At 67.8% G+C, this 24,251-nt stretch carries 17 protein-coding genes; 7 read left to right on the top strand and 10 right to left on the bottom strand.

The window, feature by feature from the left end:
- Nucleotides 1-44 precede the first annotated feature (44 nt).
- The 4 genes from ACFXHA_RS04450 to ACFXHA_RS04435 form a co-directional block, all read right to left on the bottom strand.
- Nucleotides 45-1,067, bottom strand: a complete 1,023-nt coding sequence (locus ACFXHA_RS04450; RefSeq protein ID WP_379352829.1) for a hypothetical protein — start codon at nucleotides 1,065-1,067, stop codon at nucleotides 45-47.
- A 121-nt stretch (nucleotides 1,068-1,188) separates the two neighbouring features.
- Entirely contained in the window at nucleotides 1,189-2,637 is a 1,449-nt protein-coding gene (locus ACFXHA_RS04445) for an NAD(P)/FAD-dependent oxidoreductase (protein ID WP_379352827.1), read from the bottom strand.
- Nucleotides 2,638-2,852: 215 nt separating this feature from the next.
- Entirely contained in the window at nucleotides 2,853-3,743 is an 891-nt protein-coding gene (locus ACFXHA_RS04440) for a tat pathway signal sequence (RefSeq protein WP_379352826.1), read from the bottom strand.
- A gap of 89 nt (nucleotides 3,744-3,832) precedes the next feature.
- Nucleotides 3,833-4,039, bottom strand: a complete 207-nt coding sequence (locus ACFXHA_RS04435) for a hypothetical protein (protein WP_379352824.1) — start codon at nucleotides 4,037-4,039, stop codon at nucleotides 3,833-3,835.
- 179 nt (nucleotides 4,040-4,218) lie between these two features.
- On the opposite strand from ACFXHA_RS04435, the gene recC reads away from it, so the two are divergent.
- The 6 genes from recC to ACFXHA_RS04405 all read left to right on the top strand — a co-directional run bounded on the left by recC (nucleotide 4,219) and on the right by ACFXHA_RS04405 (nucleotide 17,154).
- Entirely contained in the window at nucleotides 4,219-7,569 is a 3,351-nt protein-coding gene (gene recC, locus ACFXHA_RS04430; protein WP_379352822.1) for an exodeoxyribonuclease V subunit gamma, read from the top strand.
- 115 nt (nucleotides 7,570-7,684) lie between these two features.
- Nucleotides 7,685-11,416 (top strand): UvrD-helicase domain-containing protein, encoded by a 3,732-nt coding sequence (locus ACFXHA_RS04425; protein WP_379352820.1) that lies wholly within the window; start codon nucleotides 7,685-7,687, stop codon nucleotides 11,414-11,416.
- Nucleotides 11,413-13,305 (top strand): exodeoxyribonuclease V subunit alpha, encoded by a 1,893-nt coding sequence (recD, locus tag ACFXHA_RS04420; RefSeq protein WP_379352818.1) that lies wholly within the window; start codon nucleotides 11,413-11,415, stop codon nucleotides 13,303-13,305. Before ACFXHA_RS04425 ends, recD begins: the two co-directional genes overlap by 4 nt.
- A 202-nt stretch (nucleotides 13,306-13,507) precedes the next feature.
- Nucleotides 13,508-13,840: a ribbon-helix-helix protein, CopG family gene (locus ACFXHA_RS04415; protein WP_379352816.1), complete on the top strand. Its 333-nt coding sequence runs from the start codon at nucleotides 13,508-13,510 to the stop codon at nucleotides 13,838-13,840.
- 46 nt (nucleotides 13,841-13,886) lie between these two features.
- Nucleotides 13,887-15,344 (top strand): flavin-containing monooxygenase, encoded by a 1,458-nt coding sequence (locus ACFXHA_RS04410; protein ID WP_379352814.1) that lies wholly within the window; start codon nucleotides 13,887-13,889, stop codon nucleotides 15,342-15,344.
- Between the two features lie 67 nt (nucleotides 15,345-15,411).
- Complete coding sequence (locus tag ACFXHA_RS04405; protein WP_379352812.1) at nucleotides 15,412-17,154, top strand: Hsp70 family protein; 1,743 nt, start codon at nucleotides 15,412-15,414, stop codon at nucleotides 17,152-17,154.
- Nucleotides 17,155-17,218: 64 nt separating this feature from the next.
- On the opposite strand, the gene ACFXHA_RS04400 is transcribed toward ACFXHA_RS04405, so the two are convergent.
- Both ACFXHA_RS04400 and ACFXHA_RS04395 read right to left on the bottom strand, forming a co-directional pair.
- A complete protein-coding gene (locus ACFXHA_RS04400) occupies nucleotides 17,219-18,904 on the bottom strand; it encodes a caspase family protein (protein WP_379352810.1) in 1,686 nt (561 codons plus the stop codon).
- Nucleotides 18,897-19,238, bottom strand: coding sequence for a hypothetical protein (locus tag ACFXHA_RS04395; protein WP_379352808.1), 342 nt, complete (start codon nucleotides 19,236-19,238; stop codon nucleotides 18,897-18,899). Before ACFXHA_RS04395 ends, ACFXHA_RS04400 begins: the two co-directional genes overlap by 8 nt.
- A gap of 170 nt (nucleotides 19,239-19,408) precedes the next feature.
- Here ACFXHA_RS04395 and ACFXHA_RS04390 point away from each other — a divergent pair, with 170 nt between their 5' ends.
- Nucleotides 19,409-20,875 (top strand): saccharopine dehydrogenase NADP-binding domain-containing protein, encoded by a 1,467-nt coding sequence (locus ACFXHA_RS04390; RefSeq protein ID WP_379352806.1) that lies wholly within the window; start codon nucleotides 19,409-19,411, stop codon nucleotides 20,873-20,875.
- A gap of 114 nt (nucleotides 20,876-20,989) precedes the next feature.
- Here ACFXHA_RS04390 and ACFXHA_RS04385 read toward each other — a convergent pair whose 3' ends face one another.
- The 4 genes from ACFXHA_RS04385 to ACFXHA_RS04370 form a co-directional block, all read right to left on the bottom strand.
- The gene (locus tag ACFXHA_RS04385; RefSeq protein ID WP_379352804.1) at nucleotides 20,990-22,003 is read right to left on the bottom strand and encodes an RNA polymerase subunit sigma-70; all 1,014 of its coding nucleotides are present in this window, start codon (nucleotides 22,001-22,003) and stop codon (nucleotides 20,990-20,992) included.
- Nucleotides 21,972-22,928: an LLM class F420-dependent oxidoreductase gene (locus ACFXHA_RS04380; RefSeq protein ID WP_379352802.1), complete on the bottom strand. Its 957-nt coding sequence runs from the start codon at nucleotides 22,926-22,928 to the stop codon at nucleotides 21,972-21,974. Before ACFXHA_RS04380 ends, ACFXHA_RS04385 begins: the two co-directional genes overlap by 32 nt.
- 126 nt (nucleotides 22,929-23,054) lie before the next feature.
- A complete protein-coding gene (locus tag ACFXHA_RS04375; protein WP_379352800.1) occupies nucleotides 23,055-23,417 on the bottom strand; it encodes a cupin domain-containing protein in 363 nt (120 codons plus the stop codon).
- 60 nt (nucleotides 23,418-23,477) lie between these two features.
- Complete coding sequence (locus ACFXHA_RS04370; RefSeq protein WP_379352798.1) at nucleotides 23,478-24,179, bottom strand: TetR/AcrR family transcriptional regulator; 702 nt, start codon at nucleotides 24,177-24,179, stop codon at nucleotides 23,478-23,480.
- Nucleotides 24,180-24,251 lie beyond the last annotated feature (72 nt).

Genomic DNA, 24,251 nt, shown 5'->3' with positions numbered 1-24,251 from the left:
GCCGGAATCCCTGGTGAGGGATTCCGGCCTCGATAGAGCGACGATCACTCCTGGATAGCTACCGCATCGGCAACCGGTGCACCGGCCGGAGCCGGGGCATCGACCGCCCCGGCCGGGGTGGCCGGTGCCAGGTACCCGTTCACCGCGCCCGCCGCGCCGCCGATGACGGCTCCGACGGTCGCCGCCGGGACAGCGATCAGGCTGGCGGCCGCGGTCGCACCCACCGCCGGGCCGAAGACCCAGCCCGCGGGCGCGAACGGCGTGCCCGCCATCGCGCCGATGAATCCGCCCATGACCCCGCCCGCGATCTCGAGCGGGGCGGCGACACCCACGCCCACCGCAGCGCCCACGGCGGCGGTGCCGACGGTCTGTGCGGCCATGCGGTCCGAACGACTCGGCTCGAAACCGGCCGAATCGTAGGTGCGGGCCAGATCGGCCTCCGCGCCCGCGGCGACCGCGTTCACGTCCGCGGCCTGCTCGGGGGTCATCCAGGCCGGAATGTCGATCTGGGTGTCACCGAAGCGCAGCTTGCCCTCGGGCGCGGCGATGGGCGCGACCTCCGGTGCGGCCATCGGGTCCGGCTGGTGCAGCTTGCTCTGATCCACCGGTGCCAGGGGCGAATTGGGGATGTCGCGCACCCCGGTGACGGAATTGCGGCCCACCCGCACGGGCGCGACCGGACCGGCGGGAACCAGCGGGTCGGCCTCGACGGTGTCGCCCGCGACGGCGTCGGTGGCGTCCGCGGGCTGGACCTCGGCCGCCGTGGCGTCCAGGTAGGCGTGTGCTTTATCGGCCATGGCCTGCGGCATCGGGACCGCGAACTTGCCGAACGGGGTGTCGACCACCATGCCCTGTCCGGCGTCGGTGCCGCCGGGCTGGGTGGTGGCCGGCTGGTTGTCGACCACGGCCGGTTGGTTCTCGTCGGACGAAACCGGTTCCGCGGCACTGGTTCCCGCGGTAGCCAGGGCGGCGACCAGCGGCAGCGCACCCGCGACCGCCAGTGAACCCAGGCGTCGCCGCACCGCGCTCGTCTCTCGTACCAAATCGACCGGTTGGCGTTTGCCCATGAATGACCTCTCTCCCGAATGTCAACGGATGTCGAACATTCGGATCCGGCCGGTGTGCCGGATTGGTCGGGACTTCGCAGCCCGGTCAGGCCGCTATCGAGACCGCGCGGAATGCGTGCGATCAGCCCGCGCGCTGCGCGGTGGATCCGCCCGGTTTGTCATTCGCCACGGATTTGCCGTTGCCGGAAGCGGATTCGGTGCCGATCTGGGTGGCGAGGCGGCGCGCCTCATCGGGATCGTCGAGGGCCTCGAGCGCGAGGCGTGCGAACACCCACTGCTCGGTGGCGGCCATCTGACCGCGGTGACGGCCCAGGAACGAGACCATCCACTCGAGCACGGTGACGAAGCGGCTGCGGAAGCCGACCAGGTACCACAGGTGCAGACCCAGCCACGCCAGCCAGGCGAAGAAGCCGCTGAACTCGAGCTTGCCGACCTGGCAGACCGCGTTGAATCGCGACACCGTGGCCATCGAGCCCTTGTCGAAGTACTTGAACGGCTTGCGGTCCTCGACCTTCTGCTTGCCCTCGGTCTCGGCCTTGATGGCCTTGGCCGCGTAGGTGCCGCCCTGGATCGCGCCCTGCGCCTGCCCGGGCACACCCGGCACCGACATCAGGTCGCCGACCACGAAGACGTTCGGGTAGCCCTTGATGGTCAGGTCGGGTTCGACGATGACGCGACCGGCCCGGTCGGTCTGGGTGCCCTTGGACTTGTCGGCCAGGATCTTGCCCAGCTCGCTGGCCTGCACACCGGCCGACCACACCTTGCAGGCGGATTCGATGCGGCGTTCGGTGCCGTCGGGATCCTTCACCGTCACGCCGCGCGCGTCGACATTGGTGACGATGGCGTTGAGCTGGATCTCCACGCCCATCTTCTCCAGCCGCGCCTTGGCCTTGCCGCCGAGCTTGGGGCCCATCGGCGCGAGCACCGCGCCCGCGCCCTCGATGAGGATGACGCGCGCGTCGCGGGTGTCGATATTGCGGAAGGTGCCGTCCAGGGTGCGGTCGGCGAGTTCGGCGATCTGCCCGGCCAATTCGACGCCGGTCGGGCCCGCGCCGACGACGCAGAAGGTCATGAAGCGGTCGCGGGTCTCCTGATCGGTGGCCAGTTCGGCCTCTTCGAAGGAGCCCAGGATGCGCGCGCGCAGTTCGAGCGCGTCGTCGATGGTCTTCATGCCGGGGGCATAGGTGGCGAAATGGTCGTTGCCGAAGTAGGACTGCTGCGCGCCCGCGGCCACGATCAGGCTGTCGAACGGGGTGACGTAGTCCTGGTTGAGCAGGCGCGAGGTGACGGTGCCGCCCTCGACGTCGATATCGGTGACGTCGCCCATGATGACCCGGGTGTTCTGCTGTTTGCGCAGCACGATGCGGGTGGCGGGGGCGATCTCACCGACCGACAGGATGCCGGTCGCGACCTGGTACAGCAGCGGCTGGAACAGGTGCGTGGAGGTCTTGGAGATCAGCGTGATGTCGACATCGGCCTTGCGTAGGTGCTTGCAGGCGAACAGTCCACCGAACCCGGACCCGATCACCACCACCCGATGGCGCTGCGCGACGGAATTCTCGGCGTTCATCTAGTTCCTGCTCCTCGACAGACGGTGAAACCACGACAACTCACCCGTAACGGTAGTGCAGTGTGAGTAGCGCAGCCCAATCAGGACCGACCGAAAACAGACCTTTTAGACAACTTTGTTAAAGATACAAGATCGGCGGTCGGTCCCCGAGGATTCGCGAACAGGCTGTGTCGATGACCAGGGGCAGCCGGTGTCAGCGGCCCCGGAAGAGCAATTCAGCGGCCCTGGAAGAGCAATTGCGCCACATGCGTGGTGGTTTCGGCGCCGTCGGTGTAACCGCCCTGATCGCCCTGCTCGGTCATGATGGCGAGGGTGTACCGCTCACCGGGACCCGCGAAGCCGACCGAATTGACCACCCAGCCGCCCTGCTCGTCGGACCAGCCGTTCTTCAGGCCCGGGTTCATGGCCGCGCCCGCGCCCCACACACCCCAGTGCTGATTGGTGTCCACGCGGCGCATCCGGTCGAGCAGGTAGGCGCGATCGTCGGGGTGCATGCGGGTGAGCACGTTGTCCATCAGCCGATCGAGGTCGGCGGGGGAGCACTGCTGGAAGCCCCAGTCCGGGAAGAGCTTGACCTGCTCGATATTGGTGGTCGGGGGTAGTGGTACCAGCCCGGTCATGCCGTTGGCGCGGAAGGCGTTGTTGAACGACATGCGGTCGATGCCGGCGTACTTGTTCCAGAGGATGTCGGCGGCATTGTCGTTCGAGGTTGCCAGCATCGACTCCATGAGCGCGCGGTCGTCGGGGCCGAGCTGGATCGCGCCGACGCGGGCGCGGTTCAGCAGATCCTCCGCGATTGCCAGCTTGATGGTGGAGGCGGTCCAGAAGTTCGTGTCGGCGTTGCCGTTTCGATAAATGCCGCCGCTGACCCGATCGCGCATCACATAACCGGTGATGCCGGGGCGGGTGGCGAGGTAATTGTCGACCGCGGCAATGCGATTGCTCATGTCGGCGTCGAAACCGGCGACCGGTCCCTGCGTGTGCACCGGAACGGCGCCGGCCACGGGAACGAACGCGGGCGCGGCCGGAATCAGGGCCGCGGCAGCGAGGACACAAGCGGAGGAGGCCACGCGCCGGGCCTTGGGGGAACGCACGAGGGAAGACAATAGAGGGTGATATGCCCTATACGCACGTCTTGCAGGACGTCGGCGCTTCTGTTATCGAATCGACACTGTCGCACCGAATTTCGCGGTTCTCAGTGGAAAGCCGCCTGTAGCTCTTCGATACTGCGGCCATTGAGGCGGTAGCAGTGCTCGAATGCCTCGCTGTGCCGGTCGCGCGGCCAGGACTGGAGTACGACGCCGCGGCCGTAATGCCGGGAGTTGACGAGCTCCCAACGGTCTCCCACCCGGCGCACCGTGAATCCGGTTCTCGGCACCAGGGGAATCACCGACGCAGACATCGATGTGAACCAGCCTTTCCTGACCAACTTCCGAACCTCCCCGAAACGCACTGTCGCATACCACACCTGAATTCCCGGGTGACGCGCCCGAGCAAATCCGTGGCGTGTGGCAGGGGTCACCCGGCGAGCCGGGAGGGGTGGTGTTTGCATGTCGTTCGCCAACTGTATAAACACAGCTCGTGCACATTCACCGGGCCGAACGAGCGGATACGCTTGCCGACGCGTTGGCCGAGCTGCTCGCCGATCCGCTCGGCGATCCGTTCACCCCGGAAGTGGTCGCGGTGCCCGCGAAGGGCATCGAACGCTGGCTCGAACAGCGCCTGGCCACCGTACTGGGCTGTGCCGACACGGGATCCAGCACCGACGGCATCGCGGCCAATATCGATTTCGCCGATCCGGCCGCACTGGTGGGTGCGGTGCTGGCGGAGGCGACCGGCGTGGATCCGGAGCAGGACCCGTGGTCGCCGGAGCGGCTCGTGTGGACGGTGCTGCCGGTGCTGGACGAGGTACTCGCCGAGCCGTGGGCCGCCGTGCTCGCCCGGCATCTGGGCAATGGTGACCCCGGCGGGTATCGGGTCGGGCGGCGGTACGCGACGGCCGCACGGATCGCGGCGCTGTTCGACAGTTACGGCGCGCAGCGTCCGGCCATGGTGACCGACTGGGCCGCGGGCCACGACACCGACGGGGCGGGGCACGCACTGCCGCCGGATCTGCTGTGGCAGCCGCTGCTGTGGCGGCGGGTGCGCGGGGTGGTCGGGGTGCCCAGTCGCGCCGAGCGGCTGGCCTCGGCGTGTGTGCGGCTGCGGGTCGAACCGTCGATCGTGTCGCTGCCGGAACGGATTTCGCTGTTCGGGGTGACGCGGTTGAGCACCGATCAGCTCGAAGTGCTTTCGGCGCTGTCGTCGGGGCGCGGTGTGCACCTGTGGCTGGTGCATCCCAGTCCGGCGCTGTGGACCAAGCTCGCCGACGCCGAGGTGATCCCGAATGCCGGTGTGCGCGTGCGGCATCCGCTGCTGTCGGCCCTGGGGCGGGATGTGCGGGAACTGCAGCAGCGGCTGGCGGGCTACGACCACATCGACACCTATCACCCGCGGCCGGAGGCACCCGCCGCCGGCCCGCGCACGCTGCTGTCGGAACTGCAGGCCGCGATCCGGCAGGACCGCTGGTCGTTGATGCCGGAGCCGAGCCTGGCCGACGGGACCATCGCCGTGCATTCCTGTCACGGTCCGGCCCGGCAGGTGGAGGTGTTGCGCGACGCCTTGCTCGGCGCGTTCGCCGCCGACCCGACCCTGGAACCGCGTGATGTCATCGTGCTGTGCCCGGATGTGGAGAGTTACGGGCCGCTGGTGCGGGCGGCGTTCGGGCAGTGGGCGCTCCCCGCGTCGCCGCATTCGCCCGCAGAGCCGGGGCATCCCGCGCACGGGTTGCGGGTGCGGCTGGCCGACCGGGCGCAGCGGTCGGTCAATCCGCTGCTGGATGTGATCGGCACCCTGCTCGAGCTGGCAGACGGCCGCGTCACCGTGACCGAGGCGCTGGATCTGTGTGCGGCCGAACCGGTTCGGCTGCGCTGCGGCTTCGACGACGATGACGTCGAGCGGCTGCGGGAATGGGCCGGCGAGACCGGTGCGCGCTGGGGTATCGGGCTGCGGCAACGGCAGGCGTTCGGGCTCGGCGACTTCGCGCAGAACACCCTCAACGCGGCCGTGGACCGGATTCTGCTCGGGGTGGCGGCGGGCGAATCCAGCGAGGACTGGCTGGATCTGGTGCTGCCGCTCGACGATGTGGACAGCAATGACATCGACCTGGCCGGGCGGTTCGCGGAATTCGTGGATCGGCTCGCGGTCTGCCTGCGCGACCTGCGCGGGTCCACCCTCGACGAACCGGCGGGTTCGGCGCGTCCCGCGGCCGACTGGTCGGCGGTGCTGGGGCGGGCGCTGGATTTGCTGACGGACATGCCCGCGAAAGAGGGCTGGATCGGTGTGCAGGCCCGCCGGGAACTCACCGCCGCGCTGGAACCGGCCGGTCGGATTCCGCTGCGGCTCAGCGATATCGGGGCGCTGCTGAACGCGCGGCTGGCCGGGCGGCCCTCCCGCGCCAACTTCCGCACCGGGGAACTGACCGTCTGCACCATGGTGCCCATGCGTTCGGTGCCGCACCGGGTGGTGGTGCTGCTCGGGCTCGACGACGAGGTGTTCCCGCGCACCGGCGGCGTCGACGGCGACGACGCCCTGGCGCGGCATCGCGTCCCCGGTGACCGCGATCCGCGCAGCGAGGACCGGCAGCTGCTGCTGGACGCCATCATGGCCACCGGCGAGCGACTGATCCTGCTGCACACCGGATCCGACCCGGTGTCCGGCGCCCATCGACCACCGGCCATTCCCCTGGCCGAACTCCTCGACACCGTGCGCGCGCATGTCGGCGCGGCCGCGCTGGAACGGGTGGTGACGCGGCATCCGTTGCAGCCCTTCGACCGTCGCAACTTCTGTATCGACAATCCGTTCAGCTTCGACACCGTCGCGTTGGCGGGGGCGCAGGCCGCGGGCCGGGCGCCGGCGCCGCGCCCGCTGTTTCTGCCCACACCGCTGCCGGGGACCGAGCGCGGGGATGTGGAACTCGCGGATCTGGTGGCCTTCGCCGAACATCCGGTGCGGGCATTCCTGTGGCAGCGCCTGGGAATTCGGGTGCCCGAGGAAGAGGAGGAGATCGCCGATCGCCTCCCCATCGAACTCGACGGCCTGACCAAATGGAATATGGGCGAGCGCATGCTGTCGGCCCGGTTGACCGGTGCGGACCCGAATGTGCTGCGCGCCGCGGAATGGCGGCGCGGCACCCTGCCGCCGTTCACCATGGGCGCGGCCGTGCTCGACGAGGTGGAGGGCACCGTCGACCAGTTGGTGCGGGTGGCCCGGCCATTGCACGAGATTCCCGCGCGCACCATCGATATCGCCGTCGATCTGGGGGATGGCCGCCGCCTCACCGGCACCGTCCCGGATGTGCACGACGACGCGCTACTGTGCACCACGTTCTCGCGACTGGCCCCGAAACATCGGATGGCGGCCTGGATTCGGCTGCTTGCGCTGGCCGCCACCGGCACCCACCAGTCCTGGCGTGCGATCACCATCGGCCGCGGCAAACATCACCGCCCCGCCTGGCAGTCCACTCTCACCTCGCCGACCGCGCCCCTGGCCCGCGGCATCCTGCGCGACCTGGTGCTGCTGCGCGACGAGGGCCTGTCCGAACCGCTGCCCATCGCCCCGTCCGCCTCGGCCACCTACGCCGAACGCCGCCTGGCCGGCGCCACCACCGACGACGCCCTGCACGCCGCCGAACAGGATTTCGACGACCGCTTCGGCGAACACACCGACCGCTACTTCCGCCACATCCTCGGCCCGTCCCCGCGCTTCGACCAGCTCACCGAGGCCGCCGCCCCCGCCCCACCCGGCACCGACCCCGAACCCACCCGTTTCGGCGAACTGGCGCGCCGCCTCTGGAATCCCTTGCTCACCAACGAGAATCAAGGCCAGCCGTGACCGCCCCGAGGAGGAACATCCTGTCCCGCACCCCAGCCCGACGTCGCACCGTGCCCGCAGCCGACCCCGCGCGCGGCACCCGGCGGCTGTGCCTGGATTCGGGCGGTGCGTGCGGATGACGGACGACCTCTTCTCCCTGACCGATCAAGAACTGTCACCCCGTCCGGCCCCACGCACCCGACGCAGCAGCGAGGGCCCGGTGGGCGAGTCCCGCCGCCGCCGCGAGAGCTCGCCTCCGGTGCCCGAGGCCCCGGACCTGTTCGAGTTGCCCGCCACGGTCGAACCGAGTCCGGCCGCGACGGTCGGCGAACGGGCTTCCGGCGCAACAGCTTCGGCCGCCGATGCGGCTATCGGAGGCGGGGCTTCGGGCACGGATCGTCCGGGCGACGTGCCCGACGCGGAGGCCCTCGGCGAGGGACTGTGGGACTCCGGGTTGGTGGCCGGTGCCGCCTCGCACGGGTCGACCAGCCGGTCCGGAGATGTCGCCGGTTCGGTTGCGGGGCCGGAGGATTCGGCGAATCGGTTCGAGCTGACCGGGCCACTGCCGGTGGGGACGACGGTGCTGGAGGCCAGTGCGGGGACCGGGAAGACGTATGCCATCGTCGGGTTGGCGGTGCGGTTCGTGGCCGAGGGCGGGATCGATATCTCGCAGTTGCTGCTGGTGACGTTCAGCCGGGCGGCGACGCAGGAGTTGCGGGAGCGGACTCGGGATCGGTTCGTGGGGGTGGCGACGGCGCTGGGGGATCCGGAGCGGGCGCTCGCGTCGAGCGATGAGTTGATTCGGCATCTCGCGCAAGGGAATCCGGGGGAGATCGCGGCGCGGCGGGAGCGGCTGCTGGCCGCGCTGTCGGACTTCGACGCGGGGACCATCGCGACGACGCACAGTTTCTGTCAGCGGATGCTCGATGAGCTGGGGCTGGCGGGGGAGCAGGATCCGGGGGTGCGGCTGGTCGAGGGGATCGAGGATGTCGTGTCCACGGTCGCCGACGATCTGTACCTGAGCCGGTACGCGCGCGGCGGTGCGCCCTTCCCGGCCGCGGACGCGCAACGGCTGGCCGCCGCGGCGGTGGGTGACGCCCACGCCCTGCTGCAGCCCGAGGCCGAGTCCGAGGAGGATCCGGCGGGCGAGCGAGTGGCCTTCGCCGCGGCCGCACGAGTGGAAACCGCTCGGCGCAAACGGCTTTCGGGCCTGCGAGACTTCGACGATCTGCTGGTGCTGCTGCACGGCGTGCTGGCCGATCCCGAGCACGGTCCGCTGGCCTGCGGGCGGATCCGCGACCGGTATCGGGTGGCACTGGTCGACGAATTCCAGGACACCGATCCGCTGCAATGGGACATCCTGCGCCGCGCCTTCCACGGGCATGCGACGCTGGTGCTGGTCGGCGACCCGAAGCAGGCGATCTACGCGTTCCGCGGGGCCGAGGTGCTGAGCTACCTGGACGCGGTCGCGCACGCCGACGGCAAGCGCGAACTCACCACCAACCGGCGCAGTGACGCCGGACTGCTGACCGCTCTCGAACACCTCCAGGGCGGTGCGGCCTTGGGGCACAAGGAGATCACCGTGCACCGGGTGGCCGCGACCAGGCCGTTCTCGCGGCTGTCGGGCCCGCCGGAACTGGTGACGCCGCTGCGGCTGCGGTGCCTGCCGCGCAGTGGCGCGGGACCGCTCAACCGGTCCGGGTATCCGACCGTGGGCCGCCAGCGTGAGCGGGTCGCCATCGACGTGGTCGCCGATATCGTCGGCCTGCTCGGTTCCGGGATGCGCATCGATGCGGGGACGCCGACCGAAAGGCCCATCGGCCCGGGTGATATCGCGGTGCTGGTGCGCTACAACAAGCAGCTGGATCTGGTGCGCAAGGAACTCGAGGCCGCGGGTGTCGCCGCCGTGCTGGCCGGTGGCGCAAGCGTTTTCGGTACACCCGCGGCCACCGACTGGCTGTGGGTGCTGCACGCGCTCGAACAGCCGCATCGTGGCGACCGGGTGCGCTTGGCCGCCGGAACCCCGCTGTTGGGGTTGAGCGCGGCCGAGATCGACGCGGGCGGTGCGGATCTGGTCGGACGTCTCAGCGCGGACCTGCGGGACTGCGCGCGACTGTTCGCCCGGTCCGGCTTCGCCGCGGTCGCCGAACGCCTCAGCGCCGAAACGAAACTCGCGCCGCGCCTGCTCGCCCTGGAGGGCGGCGAACGACAGCTCACCGACCTGCGTCAGATCGCGCAGCTGCTCGACGAGACCGCGCTGCGGGAGGGTATGGGACTGTCCGCGCTCACCCGCTGGCTCGCCGACCGGGTCCGGGATCCGGCATCGGGCAGTGTGGCCGGTCGCAGCCGCCGGCTGGACCGCGATGCCGAGGCGGTGCAAATCGCCACCGTGCACGCCAGCAAGGGACTCGAATTCCCCGTCGTATACCTGCCTTTCGCCTGGGACACCGGCAAGATGCGCAATCCGCCGACGCTGCTGTTCCACGACGAGCAGGGCCGCCGCGTACTCGATGTCGGCGGGCCCGACGCGCCCGGCTACAGCAGCCGCCGCAAGCGGGCCGAGGACGAGGAGCAGGCCGAGGAACTGCGGCTGCTGTACGTGGGGCTCACCCGCGCGGGCGCGCAGGTGGTCGCCTGGTGGGCGCCCGCCTTCGACACCCAGACCGCGCCGCTGCACCGCATGCTGCTGGGCCGCGAACCGGGTAGTCCGGCCGTGGCCGACAAGGTGCCGGTGCCCGCGGATTCGGTGGCGCTGGAACGGATTCGGGAATGGGCGGCGGCTGCCGAACCCGGTGTGATCGCGGTGGAACCGGTGCGCGAGATCAACCGCGCCCGCCTGCCGCTCGACGACACCGCCACCGCCACCGAGCCGTTGGCGGTCGCGCGTTTCGACCGCACCCTGGATCAGGCCTGGCGGCGTACCTCGTACTCCGCGCTGACGGCGGGCGCGCACGACGCGCTGCCCGCGAGCGATCTGCCCGAGGGCGGCGTCGCCGACGAACCCGCTACCCCTTCGGTGCTGGCCGACGAGGTCGACGTGTTCGCGGGAGCCGCACCCTCGCTGATGAATTCGCTGCCCTACGGCGCGGAATTCGGCACGCTCGTGCACGAGGTGCTCGAGTACGTCGACACCGACGCCGCCGATCTGGCCGCCGAGATCCGTGCGCGCTGCCTGCACGCGGTCGGCGAGCAGATGTTCGACGCCGACCCGGAGGTGCTCTCGGCCGCGCTGCTGGCCGTGATGCACACGCCGATCGGGTTCGGCACGCTGGCGGGGGTCGCGACCCGGGATCGGTTGAGCGAGCTCGATTTCGAACTGCCCCTCGCGGGCGGCGACGAACCCACCGCCGGACGGGTCACCGTGCCTCGCATCGCCGACCTGTGGCGTCGCCACGTCCCCGGCGATGACGTCTTCGGCCCCTACGCCGACCAGTTGGCGCATCTGGACGACACCCCGCTGCGTGGCTTCCTCACCGGCAGTATCGACGCCGTACTGCGCACCGCCGGACCGCGTTTCGTCGTCGTCGACTACAAGACCAACCGGCTCGGCACCGGCGACCTGACCGTGGCGCACTACACCTACGAGCGCATGGGTGCGGAGATGATGCGTTCGCACTACCCGCTGCAGGCCATCCTGTATTCGGTTGCGCTGCACCGATACCTGCGGTGGCGCCTGCCTGGCTACGACCCGGACCAGCATCTCGGCGGGATCCGCTACCTGTTCGTGCGCGGCATGATCGGACCGGAAACCCCGGATGGCGCAGGAGTTTTCGACTGGCAGCCGCCCACGCGGCTGGTCGTCGAACTGTCCGCGATGCTCGCCGGTGATACCGCAGTGCTGGCCGGTGAGACTGGAGTGGGCCGATGACCTCGATTCAATTGGCGCAGCGCGGAACCGGATTACTGCAGGTGTTCAACAATGCCGGCGTGCTGTCGGCCGCCGACCTGCATGTCGCCTTGCGGTTGGCCCGACTCGGCGGGGAACGTTCCGAGGCGGCGGTATTCGCGACTGCCTTGGCGGTGCGCGCGGTGCGATCCGGGTCGGTGTGCCTGGAAGTGCGGCGCATGCACGAGATCGGCGTGGATGCCGAGGGCACCGAGGAATCGGCCATCGACCCGGCCACCCTGCCCTGGCCCGACGTCGAATCCGTCATCGCCGCACTGCGGGTGAGTCCGCTGGTCACCGGCAGCCCGGCCGGGCCGCTGCGGCCGCTGCGGTTGATCGACCCGCCCGGTGCGGCGCAGACTGGGCCGCTGCTGTACCTCGACCGGTACTACCGGCAGGAGGAAACCATCCGCCGGGTGCTGACCGAGCGGGCCGCCTCCCATCCGATGGTGGACGCCGAACTGGTTCGGCGCGAACTGGATCGGCTGTTCCCCGACCAGGCCGGGCCCGGTGAACCGCCCGACCGGCAGCGACTGGCGGCCGCGCTCGCCGCGACCCAGTGGACCACCGTGGTCGCGGGTGGCCCCGGCACCGGCAAGACCCACACCATCGCCCGGGTGCTCGCCCTGCTGGTGGCGCATCAGCAGGCGATGCCGGGCGCGCCCGCGCTGCGCATCGCGCTGGCCGCCCCGACCGGTAAAGCGGCCGCGCGCATGCAGGAATCGGTGCGCGAACAGGCCGGTGACATCGGCCTGCCCGAACTGACCGCCGCCACCCTGCACCGCTTGCTCGGCTGGCAGCGTGGTGGCGCGGGCCGCTTCAAGCACAACGAATTCAACCGGCTGCCCTACGACGTGATCGTGGTCGACGAGACCTCCATGGTGTCGCTGACCATGATGAGCCGGCTGTTGCCCGCCGTCCGCCCCGACGCCCGGCTGGTCCTGGTCGGTGACCCCGACCAGCTCGCCTCCGTCGACGCGGGCGCGGTGCTCGCCGATCTGGTGGCGGGACCCGTTCCCGGACAGGCGAATCCGGCGCTGGACAATATCCTCGGCGGGGACCTGCGCGACAGCGCCGCCCACCCGGACGCGCTCTCCGGCCGCGAGCGTGAACGTCTGCGCGGCGGCATCGTCCGCCTCACCCGCGGTCGGCGCTTCGGTGGCCGCATCGCCGAGGTGGCCGTCGCCATCCGGGCCGGCGACGCCGATACCGCGCTGGCGCTCCTCACCGACGGCGGCGACGAACTGTCCCTGCACACACCCGACGACATCACCGCGGTCCGCGCCGACGTGCTGCGCGCCGCCCGCGACGCCACCGACGCGGCGCTGGCCGGAAACGCGGCCGCCGCGCTCACCGCCCTCGAATCCCACCGCCTGCTGTGTGCGCATCGCCAAGGCCCCTACGGTGTCGAACGCTGGGACCGGCTCGCCGCCGGCTGGGTCGTCGCCGCCGGTATCAGCACCGATCCCGGTGCCGGACACTGGTATCCGGGCCAGCCGCTGCTGGTCACCGCCAACGACCACGAGGCCCGCGTCTACAACGGCGACACCGGCGTCATCGTCCGCATGCCCGACGGCACCCTGCGCGCCGCCCTACAACGCGGCACCGACCCCTACCTCGTGCACCCCACCCAATTCCCCGGCGTCACCACCGTCTACGCGATGACCATCCACCGCAGCCAGGGCTCCCAATACGACACCGTCACCACCATCCTCCCCGGCCCCGAATCCACCCTCCTCACCCGAGAACTCCTCTACACCGCCGTCACCCGAGCCCGCACCCACGTCCGCATCCTCGGCACCGAAGAATCCATCCGAGCCGCCATCGCCCGCAGAGTCCTCCGAGCCAGCGGCCTCCGCCACCGCGACTGACCCTGGCGGTCCGCGTTGGCAGCGATACTCCCGATAGATATCCAAGAAGCGCTGCTACCAGTGATAATATGAGCATAGTATTGCCGCATGGGGTTCGAGTGGCAGGACTGGGCACTGGCACATCTGATCGGAATCGAGCCGTATGAGGTCCGCCAAGTCCTGAGCTGAAAGTCTTCGAGCGGTGGGAAGAGGAGAGTCGAGGATGAGCGAGAAGGACTTTCCGTCCAGTCCGGAAGAGACGGCCGCGTTCATGGATCGGCTGGTTTTCAGCGATGATCCGGTGCCGGCAGACCAGGTGCCGCCGCGACTCGAGTCCGGTGAGGACATTGTGGTGACGACCTCGATCCGGTTGCCGTTGCAGTTGCACGCGAGACTGAAGCAGTTGGCGGAAGAACGGAATATCGGCGTCTCGACGCTCATCAGGGAATGGGCGGAGTCCGCTGTCGCCGAACTGGACGGCGAGGATCAATTGATCTCACTCGCGGAGGCGAAGCGCGCCCTATCGCGAGTTCATCCGATACACCGGGCCAGCTGAGGCTTTGCCTGTGGGCGCATCGTGCCGGTGTCGATAGGCTGGTGCTATGGCTGCTGTGTTTGAGCATGTGGATGTGCTGATCGTCGGGGCGGGGTTGTCCGGGGTCGATGCTGCTTATCATGTGCAGCGGGCGTTTCCGGGGCGGACGTATGCGGTGCTGGAGATGCGGGAGGGGAGTGGGGGGACGTGGGATCTGTTCCGGTATCCGGGGATTCGGTCGGATTCGGATATGTTCACGTTGGGGTATCGGTTTCGGCCTTGGCTGGGGGAGAAGGCCATTGCGGACGGGGAATCGATTCTGGCGTATGTGCGGGATACCGCCGCCGAGAACGGGATCGATGAGCATATTCGGTATCGGCACAAGGTGGTGGGGGCCGAGTGGTCGTCGGGGGAGAACCGGTGGACGGTGACCGCGGAGCATGACGGGGAGAGTGTGGTTTTCACCGCGGATTTCCTGTTCAGTTGCTCCGGCTACTACCGGTACGACGCGGGGTACACGCCGGATTTCGCAGGGATGGAACGGTTTTCGGGGCCGATCATCCACCCCCAGCATTGGCCGGGGCAGGTCGATGTCGACGGTAAGCGGGTGGTGATCATCGGGTCGGGGGCCACGGCGGTCACGCTCGGGCCCGCGCTGGTCGAGCAGGGGGCGCAAGTGACCATGGTGCAGCGGTCGCCGTCGTACATCATCTCGATGCCTGCGCGGGACGGATTCGCTGATCGGGCACGGAAATTGCTGCCCGCGCGCACCGCGTATGCGTTGGCCCGCGCCAAGAATGTCGGGCTCAGTACGCTGATGTATCAACTCTCGCAGCGGTATCCGAAGCGGATGCGTGCGTGGATTCGTGGCTGGCAGGAGCGGTGGCTGCCCAAGGGCTACGACATCGATACGCACTTCAACCCCAGCTACAAGCCGTGGGATCAGCGATTGTGCCTGTCGCCGAACGGGGATCTGTTCCGTGCGATTCGCCGCGATCAGCTCGATCTGGTGACCGATCGCATCGACACCTTCACCGAGACCGGACTGCGGCTGGCCTCCGGACGCGACCTCGACGCCGACCTCATCATCACCGCCACGGGCTTGAACCTCATCCCCTTCGGCGGCGTCGAACTGACGGTGGACGGCCGCGCGATCAATCTCCCGGACACCATGTCCTACAAGGCCATGATGCTGTCGGACGTCCCCAACTTCGCATTCGTCATCGGCTATACCAACGCTTCCTGGACGCTCAAGGCAGACCTGGTGTGCGAGTACGTCGTTCGTCTGCTCCGCCACATGGACGCCCACGGTTACGCGTCGGCCACCCCGATCCGCGACCCCTCCGTCGGCACCGCGCCCTTCCTGAACTTCGAGCCCGGCTATGTCCTGCGCTCCCTCGACATCCTTCCCAAACAGGGCGACCGCGCACCCTGGAAACTCCACATGAACTACCTGCGTGACCTCCCGAAGCTGCGCTACGGCAAGCTCACCGACCCCGCCATCCGGTTCCGGAAGGCGTTCTAGCCCGTCTCGAAATGTGCAGTGGCCGTGCTGATATGGCAAGGTCACTGACGCACGAGGGAGGGGCATCATGGGACGCAGGATCGGTATCGATCTGGGAACGAGCAGCGCGCGGGCGAGCATCGTGGAGGGCGGGCGGCCGGTGGTGATCGCCGGTCCGGTGAGCGGATCGCCGTCGCAGATGCTCGCTCAACTGAAACAAGCGGCCGAGGCGCATCTGGGCGAACCGGTGACCGGCGCGGTGGTGTCGGTCCCGACGGCCTTCGGTGACACACAGTGGCGTGCGGCGTATCTGGCGTGTGAGTCGGTGGGCTTGCCGGTCGTCCGCCTCGTGGCGGAGACGAGCCTGGCCGGCCTCGCGTTCGGTTACCGTGACGGTGGCGAGCGGACGATCCTGGTGACCGATCTGGGTGCGGGCACTTTCGGTGCCGCGGTCATCGAGATCGGCGAGGGCGTCGTGGAAGTGCGTAGTTCGGCCGGTGACAACGAATTGGGTGGCCGGGCCTGGGATCGGCGCATTGTCGACTACTGGCTGGAACGGCTGGGCGCAGGTTCCGGAGTCGACGCTCCCACCGCACAGCATTTGCTGGCTGCCGCCGAACGCGCCAGGATCGAACTGTCGAGCGTGAATGCCACCACCGTCACACTGCCCAATATCCCTGTCCCAGGGCGGATGCCGGTGCTGCTCGAGGAGCAGCTCAGTCGAGTCGAGGTGCAGCGACTGACCCACGATCTCACCGACCGCTGCCGGACAATCGTGGACCGGGCGGTGTCGAGGGCGGGGTTGTCGATCGGCGACATCGATCAGGTCGTCCTGGTCGGCAATGCCACCCGCACGCCCGCGTTCGCCGCCATGATCGGCGAGCTCACCGGCGGCCGAGAACCCTTCCGCGGCTGGGATCTCGGTGAAGCCGTGGTGAGCGGCGCGGCGTTGCTGGCCGCCGCCCTCGAGGGCACCGTGCGCGACATCATGATGCTGGACGTCATCCCCGCCTCACTCGGCATCGTCACCGGCAAGAACGTCTTCATTACGCTCATCGAGCGCAACACCACGTATCCCACCAAACGTGTTGAGACGTTCACTACGACGGTCGACAACCAGACCACCGCGCACATCCGGATCTATCAGAGCGGGCAGGTCCCGGCGGACGGGTATCAGCGGCTGGGCGTGATCGAGGTGAACGGCATCCCACCGGCTCCGCGCGGTACCGCACGTATCGAGGTCGAATTCGACATCGAGGCGAATGGCCGGACCGTTGTGACGGCGCGCGAAGAGTCGACCGGACGCAAGCATGCGCTGACGGTCCTCGGCGACCCGTATCCGCTGCCGTATGAGATCACCGGGGAGTACGGGCAGATCGAGCCGTATGGGGATCAGGCCGAGAAGGACCGCAAAGCCGAGGCGCGGTCCGCGCGGGCGCAGCCGACACCACCCCCCTCGCAGTCGGTACCGCAGGCATCCCGGTCGACGCCGGAAGCCAAACCCGCCGGATCTTCCTCGGGCCGAACCGCTTACGTAGTCTGGGCGGCGATCTTCGGCCTCTTCGCCGCCGTCATGCTGTTCCTCAACGTCCCCAACCTGTCGCGCACCATCACCCCCGAAAACCCCACCTGCGCAGGCCAAGTCATGCATGCCGGTGATGTGTGCCGCCGGACCGGAGGCAGTGTCGGTTTCCAGGAACTCAACGCCGAGGAGATGACGCGGTCCGAGACGAAGGGTGCTCACAACGCCGCGAAGGCCGGAACCATTTTCGGCTCGATCTCCGCCGGCGTCGCGATCCTCCTGCTGGTCGGTGCGCGCCGCCGCTCGTGAACCACACATTCGAATCGGCGGTACCGGCCGACATTTCGGTCAATCGGCCGGGCCTGGTCGAGCTCTAGGCAAACGACAGCAGGCTCAGCACGCCGTCCGATCCAGCGGTCGCTATCGTGCGCCCGTCCTCGGAGAAAGCGACGGCCCAGATCCAGTCGGAATGCCATCGGAAACGACGGTCATCCCACCACGGTATTCGCTGGGGCATTCCGCCCGCGACCGACCACAGTCGTAGCGTCTTGTCCCAGCTCGCACTGGCGATCGTGGTGGAGTCGGGGGAGAAGGCGACGGATTTGACCAGGTATTGGTGCGCGGACATGCTGCGTATCAGCGATTTTCCGAGTACGTCCCAAAGACAGACGGTTTTATCCAGGCCACATGATGCGAGTCTCGTTCCGTTTCTCGAGAACGCGACCGACTCGACGGAACTCGTGTGGCGCCCCAGTTCGTTTTTCGCGTAGGTATCCAAGTTCCATAGGTGAATCACGTTGTCGTGAGTGCCGATCGCGAGGACGTTGCCGCTGCTGGGAAATGCCAATGAACTCACTCGGCCGGTCAACTGCCACGTCTCGACTCGGGTTCTGCCGGGGAGTCTCCACACGATGACGGTGCAGTCGTAGCTGCCGGTCGCGAGATAGCGGCCGTCGCCCGACATCGCGACCGCGTATACCGCATCGTTGTGGGCGTTCAACTCTTCGCGGTCGAGTCGACCGGTGGCCAGGTCCCAGAAGCGAACCCCACCGTCCTCGCATCCGGTGACCAGAGTCCTGGCGTCGGTGGAGTAGGCGAGCGAGTACACGAATCGAGGATGCGCGAGTACGTGCGCAGGCTGTTGGCCGTCCGCGGCCGGAAGGTCCCATACGAAAGCGGATTCTCCAGAGCCCGCCGCGATCGTCGACCCGTCAGGTGCGAATGCTACGCAATAGAGTTCGCCGTCCACCCGCACGGTCGTCTGGTGGCAGTCGGTGAGGCTGAGGTAGTCGACCGCACCACCCCAGGTATACGCGTTGCGTGCGAACGGAAAATCGTTCACCGCGTCGACGGTGCGGCGGGTCGGACTGGGTTTGCCGTCTGCTGCCAGCTTTTCGGTGAGCATGTCACCCAATTGCCCGAGAGTGAGACTTTCGGAACGGTTCGGGACACCACGCTCCACCAGTTCGACCAGATACTTCGTGAAGTAGGTCTGCGGTCGGAGAGTTTCCGCATCTGTTTCGAACCATGCCGTGCTGTACTCGCCCGTGGCCGCCAGCGTGTACGCACCCGTGCCGAGCGTCAGGTCTGCGACATCGACCCCGCCGAGTACACCATGCGTGGTGATGGCGCGACCGGAGAAACAGCAATCGAGTATGACGATCTTCGTTCTCGCTTTGCTCGAACTCATTGCCTTGCGGACATCGTCGAAGGTGAGACTCGTCGTCGCGCGACGCTCGGCGGGCTTCTCCCGCGAGTTCACCAGTGACAGGCACAACTGGTCGAAGTTGTCGAGCTGGCCGTGACCCACATAGTAGAAGAGGGCCACATCTGTTGCGGCAGAGAATAAATCAACGAGCTTATCGGAGAGTCCGTCAGGGTTCGGGCGGTCGGCGATCTTCTCGACCCGCACCGTCGGCCAGGCGCACAACGGTCCGGTGAGGAGGTCGTACATACGATCGAGGCTGTTCGTCGCCGAAGGCAGTTGGGGTCTCAACTCTGCATATCGGGAGGTACCGATCAACACCGCCTGCGAGCGCGTGAAGTCCGGGTCAGCCATCGGCTTTGTCTCGACGCAGCAGTTCGATGATTCGCTCGATGACCGCGCCATCCGCCACATTGGATGCGGTCAATTCGATGTCACGTCCGTGCACCGTCGCATTGATGGCGAAATTCGACCTTCGGGACGACAGGAAGGCGGGCAGCGTCTTGATCGCCATGATCAACACTTGGCTGCTTCCCACTACCGTCAGAATGTCCAGAGCGCCTTGCTCATTGGGAGCCGAAGCGGTGGGTGTCCTGGTCGCCGTGACCCCTCGGGTCGCCTCCAACCATCCCGCCAGGGCACGCAGTTGGCCGGGGTCGGAGATTTCAAGCGCGAGCTCGCTGTCCATCCTGCACTTCCGTTATCGCGAGGGCGCCGGTGGGCGTCGGCATCCCCCGGGAACCGCTGAATCCAACGGGCTCAAGTATGCTCCGGCAATCCCCGTTCCAGCTGGCAGACCGCCAAATCGACTGGCCGCCAGCACAAACGGGGCGATTGCGGCCCCAGGAGGTGCTGGCGATGTTCATGCCGGGTCGAGTATTGGTGGTCGGCCTCGGTGCCGTATCCCGTTCGGTGCTTCCGCTGCTGTTTCGACATCTACGACTGGATCCGGCGAAGTACACCGTGCTCGACTGTGTCCCGGCTCCTGAAAGCATCCGATGGGTGGAAGGTCGGGGCGCGCAGTTCCTTCGGCAACGTGTCACCAGCGAGAACTATCGAGAAGTGCTTCGGCAAGAGGTCGCCGCCGGCGATCTGGTAATCGACCTGGCGTGTGATATCGACACCGTCGCCATGCTCGACTGGTGTCACGCACAGGGGGTGCGTTACATCAATACGTCCGTTGGGTTGTGGGACGAACGCCCGACGGCGCGCGATGCGAACCCCGCTCATCAGCCGACGGTTTACGCACGACATCTCGGCTTGCGTGCCGCAATCGAGAAGTGGGGCGGAAACGGTGGCCCGACGGCGATCGTCGAACACGGCGCTAACCCAGGGTTGATGTCGCATTTCGTGAAGACCGGACTGGATGACATCGCCGACGAGTGGATGAGTGAGTACGTCGGGCCGGGCAGGCGCCGGGAGCGGATCGACTCGGCCCGGCGATCCGGTGCCTACAACCATCTCGCCGAACTACTCCGGGTTCGGGTGATCCATCTCGCGGAACACGACACTCAGATCTCCGCGGATGCGAATCACGACAACGAGTTCGCCAACACCTGGTGCCCCGAGGAGCTGTACCGGGAAGCCATGGCCCCGTCCGAGATCGGCTGGGGAACACACGAATGTCTGCTGCCGCTGGACGCGATATCCCACCGGGTAGGACCGCGGAACCAGATCCTCCTGACCTCCACCGGTCGGGACACCCGGATCCGATCGTGGGTGCCGTCGGGAGCGATCGACGGGATGGCCATTGCACACGGTGACACCTTCTCGATATCCGAGCATCTCACGGTCGATGGTCCGGAAGCGCCTCGCTATCGGCCCACGGTGTGCTACGCCTACCGACCCTGCGGCCCGGCGCTTGCAAGCCTCGCCGAACTCGGCACGGGCCATGCCGAATTCCCTTCGCGGCACCGGATTATGACCGACGATGTCGTCTCCGGCCGCGACGAACTGGGCTGCCTGATCATGGGTCACGATTTTCGGAGTCGGTGGACGGGATCCCTGCTCGACATCGACGCTTCCCGCGACCTGGTTGCCGGTCAGAACGCGACGACCGTGCAGGTGGCAGCCGGAGTCCTGGCAGCTGTGCAGTACGCGATCGCACAGCCGCGCCGCGGCGTCCTGCTGGCCGATGACGTGCCGCACCGATTCGCTATGGACCACGCGACCCCGTATCTGGGCCCGTTTGTCTCGCAACCGGTTCCCTGGACTCCGCCCCCGTCCTGTTCCGAATCGACCGACGCCGGCTGGCAATTCAACTCTTTTCTGATTACGCCAGGCGCGGTGACATCGACGTCCAAGAGTTCGATCCCCACGAGTTGAGGCCGAAGAACAATCACGACGCCGTTGCAACCGGGGGTTTCGGCTTGGCGGCCGCTGGCATCGCGACGTTCCTGTTGGCAGGGTGCTCGCCCGCGCACTGAGCGCGGTGGGGCATTACTGCCGAGGCGCTGCGGGGAAGCCGAACGCGGAGACCAGCGTCGAGTCCTGGAAGGCGACCACTCTGCTGATACCGGTCGCGGTGAGTGTCAATACCGCAGCGCCGTACGGGGCCATCGTGCCGTGCTCGTCGCGGTGGTAGGTGACCACGGCCGGTTGGCCGTTCGCGAGGGCGGGGAACATGCGCCAGTCGCCGGGCGCGCCGAGAACGTACTTTCGGAGTTGGCGGATGCAGGCCAGCTTGCCCGCGTACCAGTTCTTGAAAGGTGTTGCCTCCAGGGTGGCGTCGGCTCGGAGGACCTGTTCGAGCAGGTGCGCGTCGGAGTGCTCGAAGGCGGCGATGTAACCCTCCAGCAGGGCCTGGGCGCGAGGGTCTGTGGGTTCGAGTAGATCGGCGGGATCCGCCAGATCGGTGAGGCGCGCGCGGGCTCGGCGCAGGCCGGTTTTCACGGCCGCCGTTGTGGTGCCGAGCATTTCGGCGGTCTCGGCAGCGCTGAAGGCCAGCACGTCGCGCAGCATCAGGATCGCTCGCTGCCGCGCGGGCAGGTGCTGCAGACTGGCCACCAGTGCGAGCCGTAGTGATTCGCGGTCGATCACGGAGGCTTCGGGATCATCCGCCGAGGGCGTGATCAAGGCGTCCGGTAGTGGCTGCAGCCATGAAATCCCGTTGCCGGCTTCGGGATTCGGCGGCGTGTCCGGCCCTTCGTACGCGCCGCCCAGCCCTGCGGGCAGCACCCGCCGCCGATGGTCGCCCAGCGCGGTCGTGCACACATTGGTGGCGATGGTGTAGAGCCAGGTGCGCACCGAGGCCCGGCCCTCGAACGCCGCAAACCCCCGCCAGGCGCGAATGTAGGTCTCCTGCACCAGATCCTCGGCCTCGTGTACCGAGCCGACCATGCGATAGCAGTGCGCCAGCAGCTCGCGCCGATACCGTTCGGTATCGGCGACGAACCGCTCGTCGCTGCCGACCGCGGCAGGCTCAGGGCCGGATGAATTCTTTGGCGAAGTCACGAACCACGTCCGGGTCGAGGGCGTTGTGGAAGCCGATCAGGAGTTCATCGACACCGGCGTCTTCGTAGGCGGCGATCCGTTCGCGGATCGTGTCGAGGGTGCCGATCAGTCCATAGTCTGCCAGCGCTCCCGGAAACACCATCGGTGCCCACGGCGGCACCTGGGCGCGGGCTTCGGCATCGGAGTCGGCGATGATGCAGTAGCTGGTCGAGGTCCGGCTGATGCTGTCGTAGTCGCGACCGACGGCGTCGCAATGGTTCTCGAGGACGCCGTACTTGTGCCGCAGCTCCTCCGGCGACACCTGCACATTGCAGGCATCGGCATGCTTCGCGACCAGCTTCAACGTGACCTGCTCCCCGGCCCCCGCGATCAGTATCGGGATATGGGGCCGCTGCACGCCTTTCGGCTCGTTGATCGCGTCGCGGACCTGGTAGTACCTGCCGTCGAACGTGGTCACCGGCTCGGTGAACAGCGAACGGATGATGCGGGCGGCCTCGTCCAGCCGCCGCAGCCGCGTGGGCGCATCCTCGAATTCGTAACCGTAAGCGGCGTATTCCTCCTCGAACCACCCCGCCCCGATACCGAAGGTGAGCCGCCCGCGCGAGACGACATCCAGTGTCGACGCCATCTTGGCCTGCAACGCCGGATTGCGATACCCGTTCCCGGTCACCATCTGCCCGATCCGTATCCGGTCGGTGTCCCGAGCCAGCGCCGTCAGCGTGGTCCAACTCTCGAAGACATAGTTCGGTGCGGGCGGAAACGGCACGAAATGATCCGGCACCCACACCGTCTCGTATCCGGCTTCCTCGGCCGTGCGAGCCAGCTCGGTGATGCGTTCGTACGCCGCCACCGGATCGCTGCCGCTCGTGAACTGATGCCCGACCCCGGTCGGCAGATAAAGCCCGAACTTCATTCCCTGACGCATTCGCCGCTCCTCCGTTCAGCGCGGCCCTGTCCTCCAGCACCGCCACCGATACCGACTCCAGCGCACCTGAAAAGGAAACTCTCCGCAGCTCAGGAAGCCTATCCGCGGTGCAGGCGTTGCGTCGTTTCAGGCGGTCGGAAACTCGATGGCCGGTTCCTGGTCGGAGGTCAGGAGGAAGTGGCCGAGGAAGACGACGTCCTCGTCGAGGGCGTCGAATTGGGCGATGCGGGTGGCTTCCGGTTCGAAGAAGACGTCACCGGGGGCGAGGATGATCTGCGGCTCGCCGTCGACCCGGTAGGCGACGGTGCCGGAGACGATGCTGCCGACCACGGGGCCGTTGTGGGTGTGGAGGCCGGCGACGGTGCCGGCGGGCATGCAGATGCGGCGGGTTTGGATACGGTCGGTGAGTTTGGCGGGGGTCACCGGTACGTCTTGGAGGATGGTGCGGGTGACGGTCGAGATTGCCTGGGGTGGAGTGGGTTCCGGCATGGGCCGAGCGTAATCCGGCGAATCGTATATTGCTAACCGGTTGATGCGGTTAGTTTCGGATCAGTCCTCGTCGGCCGATTCGAACAGGCCGGGAATCGTGAGTGCGTATTCGATGTCCTCGCGGATACCGAGCATGGCCAGGACGCCGCGGACCATGGTCAGGCGGGCGGCGTCGATGGTGTCGGTGTCCGGTTCGCCGTGCGGGGCGGCCGCCGAGATGCGGTAGACGACGAATTCGCAGGTCTGCAGGGCGGTGTCGAGGTCGAGGTCGGTGGGGGCCGGGCGGCCCAGGGCGACGATCTTGGCGCGCACCAGGATTCGGATGTCCTCGATGGCCTGCTCGCGGTAGGCCGAGACCGGGGAGCCCGGGTCGTGGAGTTCGGCGAAGAGGGGGGCCAGCATCTGGCCGTGGCCGCCCGCCCAGTGCAGATACGCCTCGATCATGTTGATGCCCAGTTCCACCGGCTGCTCGGTGCGATCCAGGGCCGCGCGGATGCCGCCGACGAGATCCTCGTTGGAGATGGCCAGCAGCGCGTGCAGGGGTTCGGTGGCGTTGGCGAAGTAGCGGTAGAAGGTGGGCCGCGCGAGCCCGGCCTTCTCGATGATGCGGGCGACGTTCAATCCGCGTGAACCCTGTTCGGCGAAGACCTCGGCGGTGGCCAGCATGATGCGGGCGCGCACCTGGTCGGCCTGCTGTTCCGTCTGCGGCGGGCGGCCGCGACGGGCCGCGGGGCTCGCTGGGGTTGACATGGTGGGCGTCACGTCCATTAATCTAACACCAGTGTTCATGTAACACTGATGTTCATTTAATAGCGGGATCCACCCGGACACGAC

Source organism: Nocardia sp. NPDC059240 (assembly GCF_042753865.1).
Classification (GTDB): Bacteria; Actinomycetota; Actinomycetes; order Mycobacteriales; family Mycobacteriaceae; genus Nocardia.
This window is presented reverse-complemented; position numbering and strand designations above follow the sequence as displayed.

Excerpts from the sequence above, each read along its gene's own strand:
- recD (WP_379352818.1), top strand. The coding sequence starts at position 11,413 with ATGACCTCGATTCAATTGGCGCAGCGCGGAACCGGATTACTGCAGGTG.
- ACFXHA_RS04400 (WP_379352810.1), bottom strand. The coding sequence starts at position 18,904 with ATGGCTGACCCGGACTTCACGCGCTCGCAGGCGGTGTTGATCGGTACC.
- ACFXHA_RS04390 (WP_379352806.1), top strand. The coding sequence starts at position 19,409 with ATGTTCATGCCGGGTCGAGTATTGGTGGTCGGCCTCGGTGCCGTATCC.
- ACFXHA_RS04380 (WP_379352802.1), bottom strand. The coding sequence starts at position 22,928 with ATGCGTCAGGGAATGAAGTTCGGGCTTTATCTGCCGACCGGGGTCGGG.
- ACFXHA_RS04435 (WP_379352824.1), bottom strand. The coding sequence starts at position 4,039 with ATGTCTGCGTCGGTGATTCCCCTGGTGCCGAGAACCGGATTCACGGTG.
- ACFXHA_RS04375 (WP_379352800.1), bottom strand. The coding sequence starts at position 23,417 with ATGCCGGAACCCACTCCACCCCAGGCAATCTCGACCGTCACCCGCACC.
- ACFXHA_RS04445 (WP_379352827.1), bottom strand. The coding sequence starts at position 2,637 with ATGAACGCCGAGAATTCCGTCGCGCAGCGCCATCGGGTGGTGGTGATC.
- ACFXHA_RS04410 (WP_379352814.1), top strand. The coding sequence starts at position 13,887 with ATGGCTGCTGTGTTTGAGCATGTGGATGTGCTGATCGTCGGGGCGGGG.
- ACFXHA_RS04450 (WP_379352829.1), bottom strand. The coding sequence starts at position 1,067 with ATGGGCAAACGCCAACCGGTCGATTTGGTACGAGAGACGAGCGCGGTG.
- ACFXHA_RS04425 (WP_379352820.1), top strand. The coding sequence starts at position 7,685 with ATGACGGACGACCTCTTCTCCCTGACCGATCAAGAACTGTCACCCCGT.
- ACFXHA_RS04405 (WP_379352812.1), top strand. The coding sequence starts at position 15,412 with ATGGGACGCAGGATCGGTATCGATCTGGGAACGAGCAGCGCGCGGGCG.
- ACFXHA_RS04395 (WP_379352808.1), bottom strand. The coding sequence starts at position 19,238 with ATGGACAGCGAGCTCGCGCTTGAAATCTCCGACCCCGGCCAACTGCGT.
- ACFXHA_RS04415 (WP_379352816.1), top strand. The coding sequence starts at position 13,508 with ATGAGCGAGAAGGACTTTCCGTCCAGTCCGGAAGAGACGGCCGCGTTC.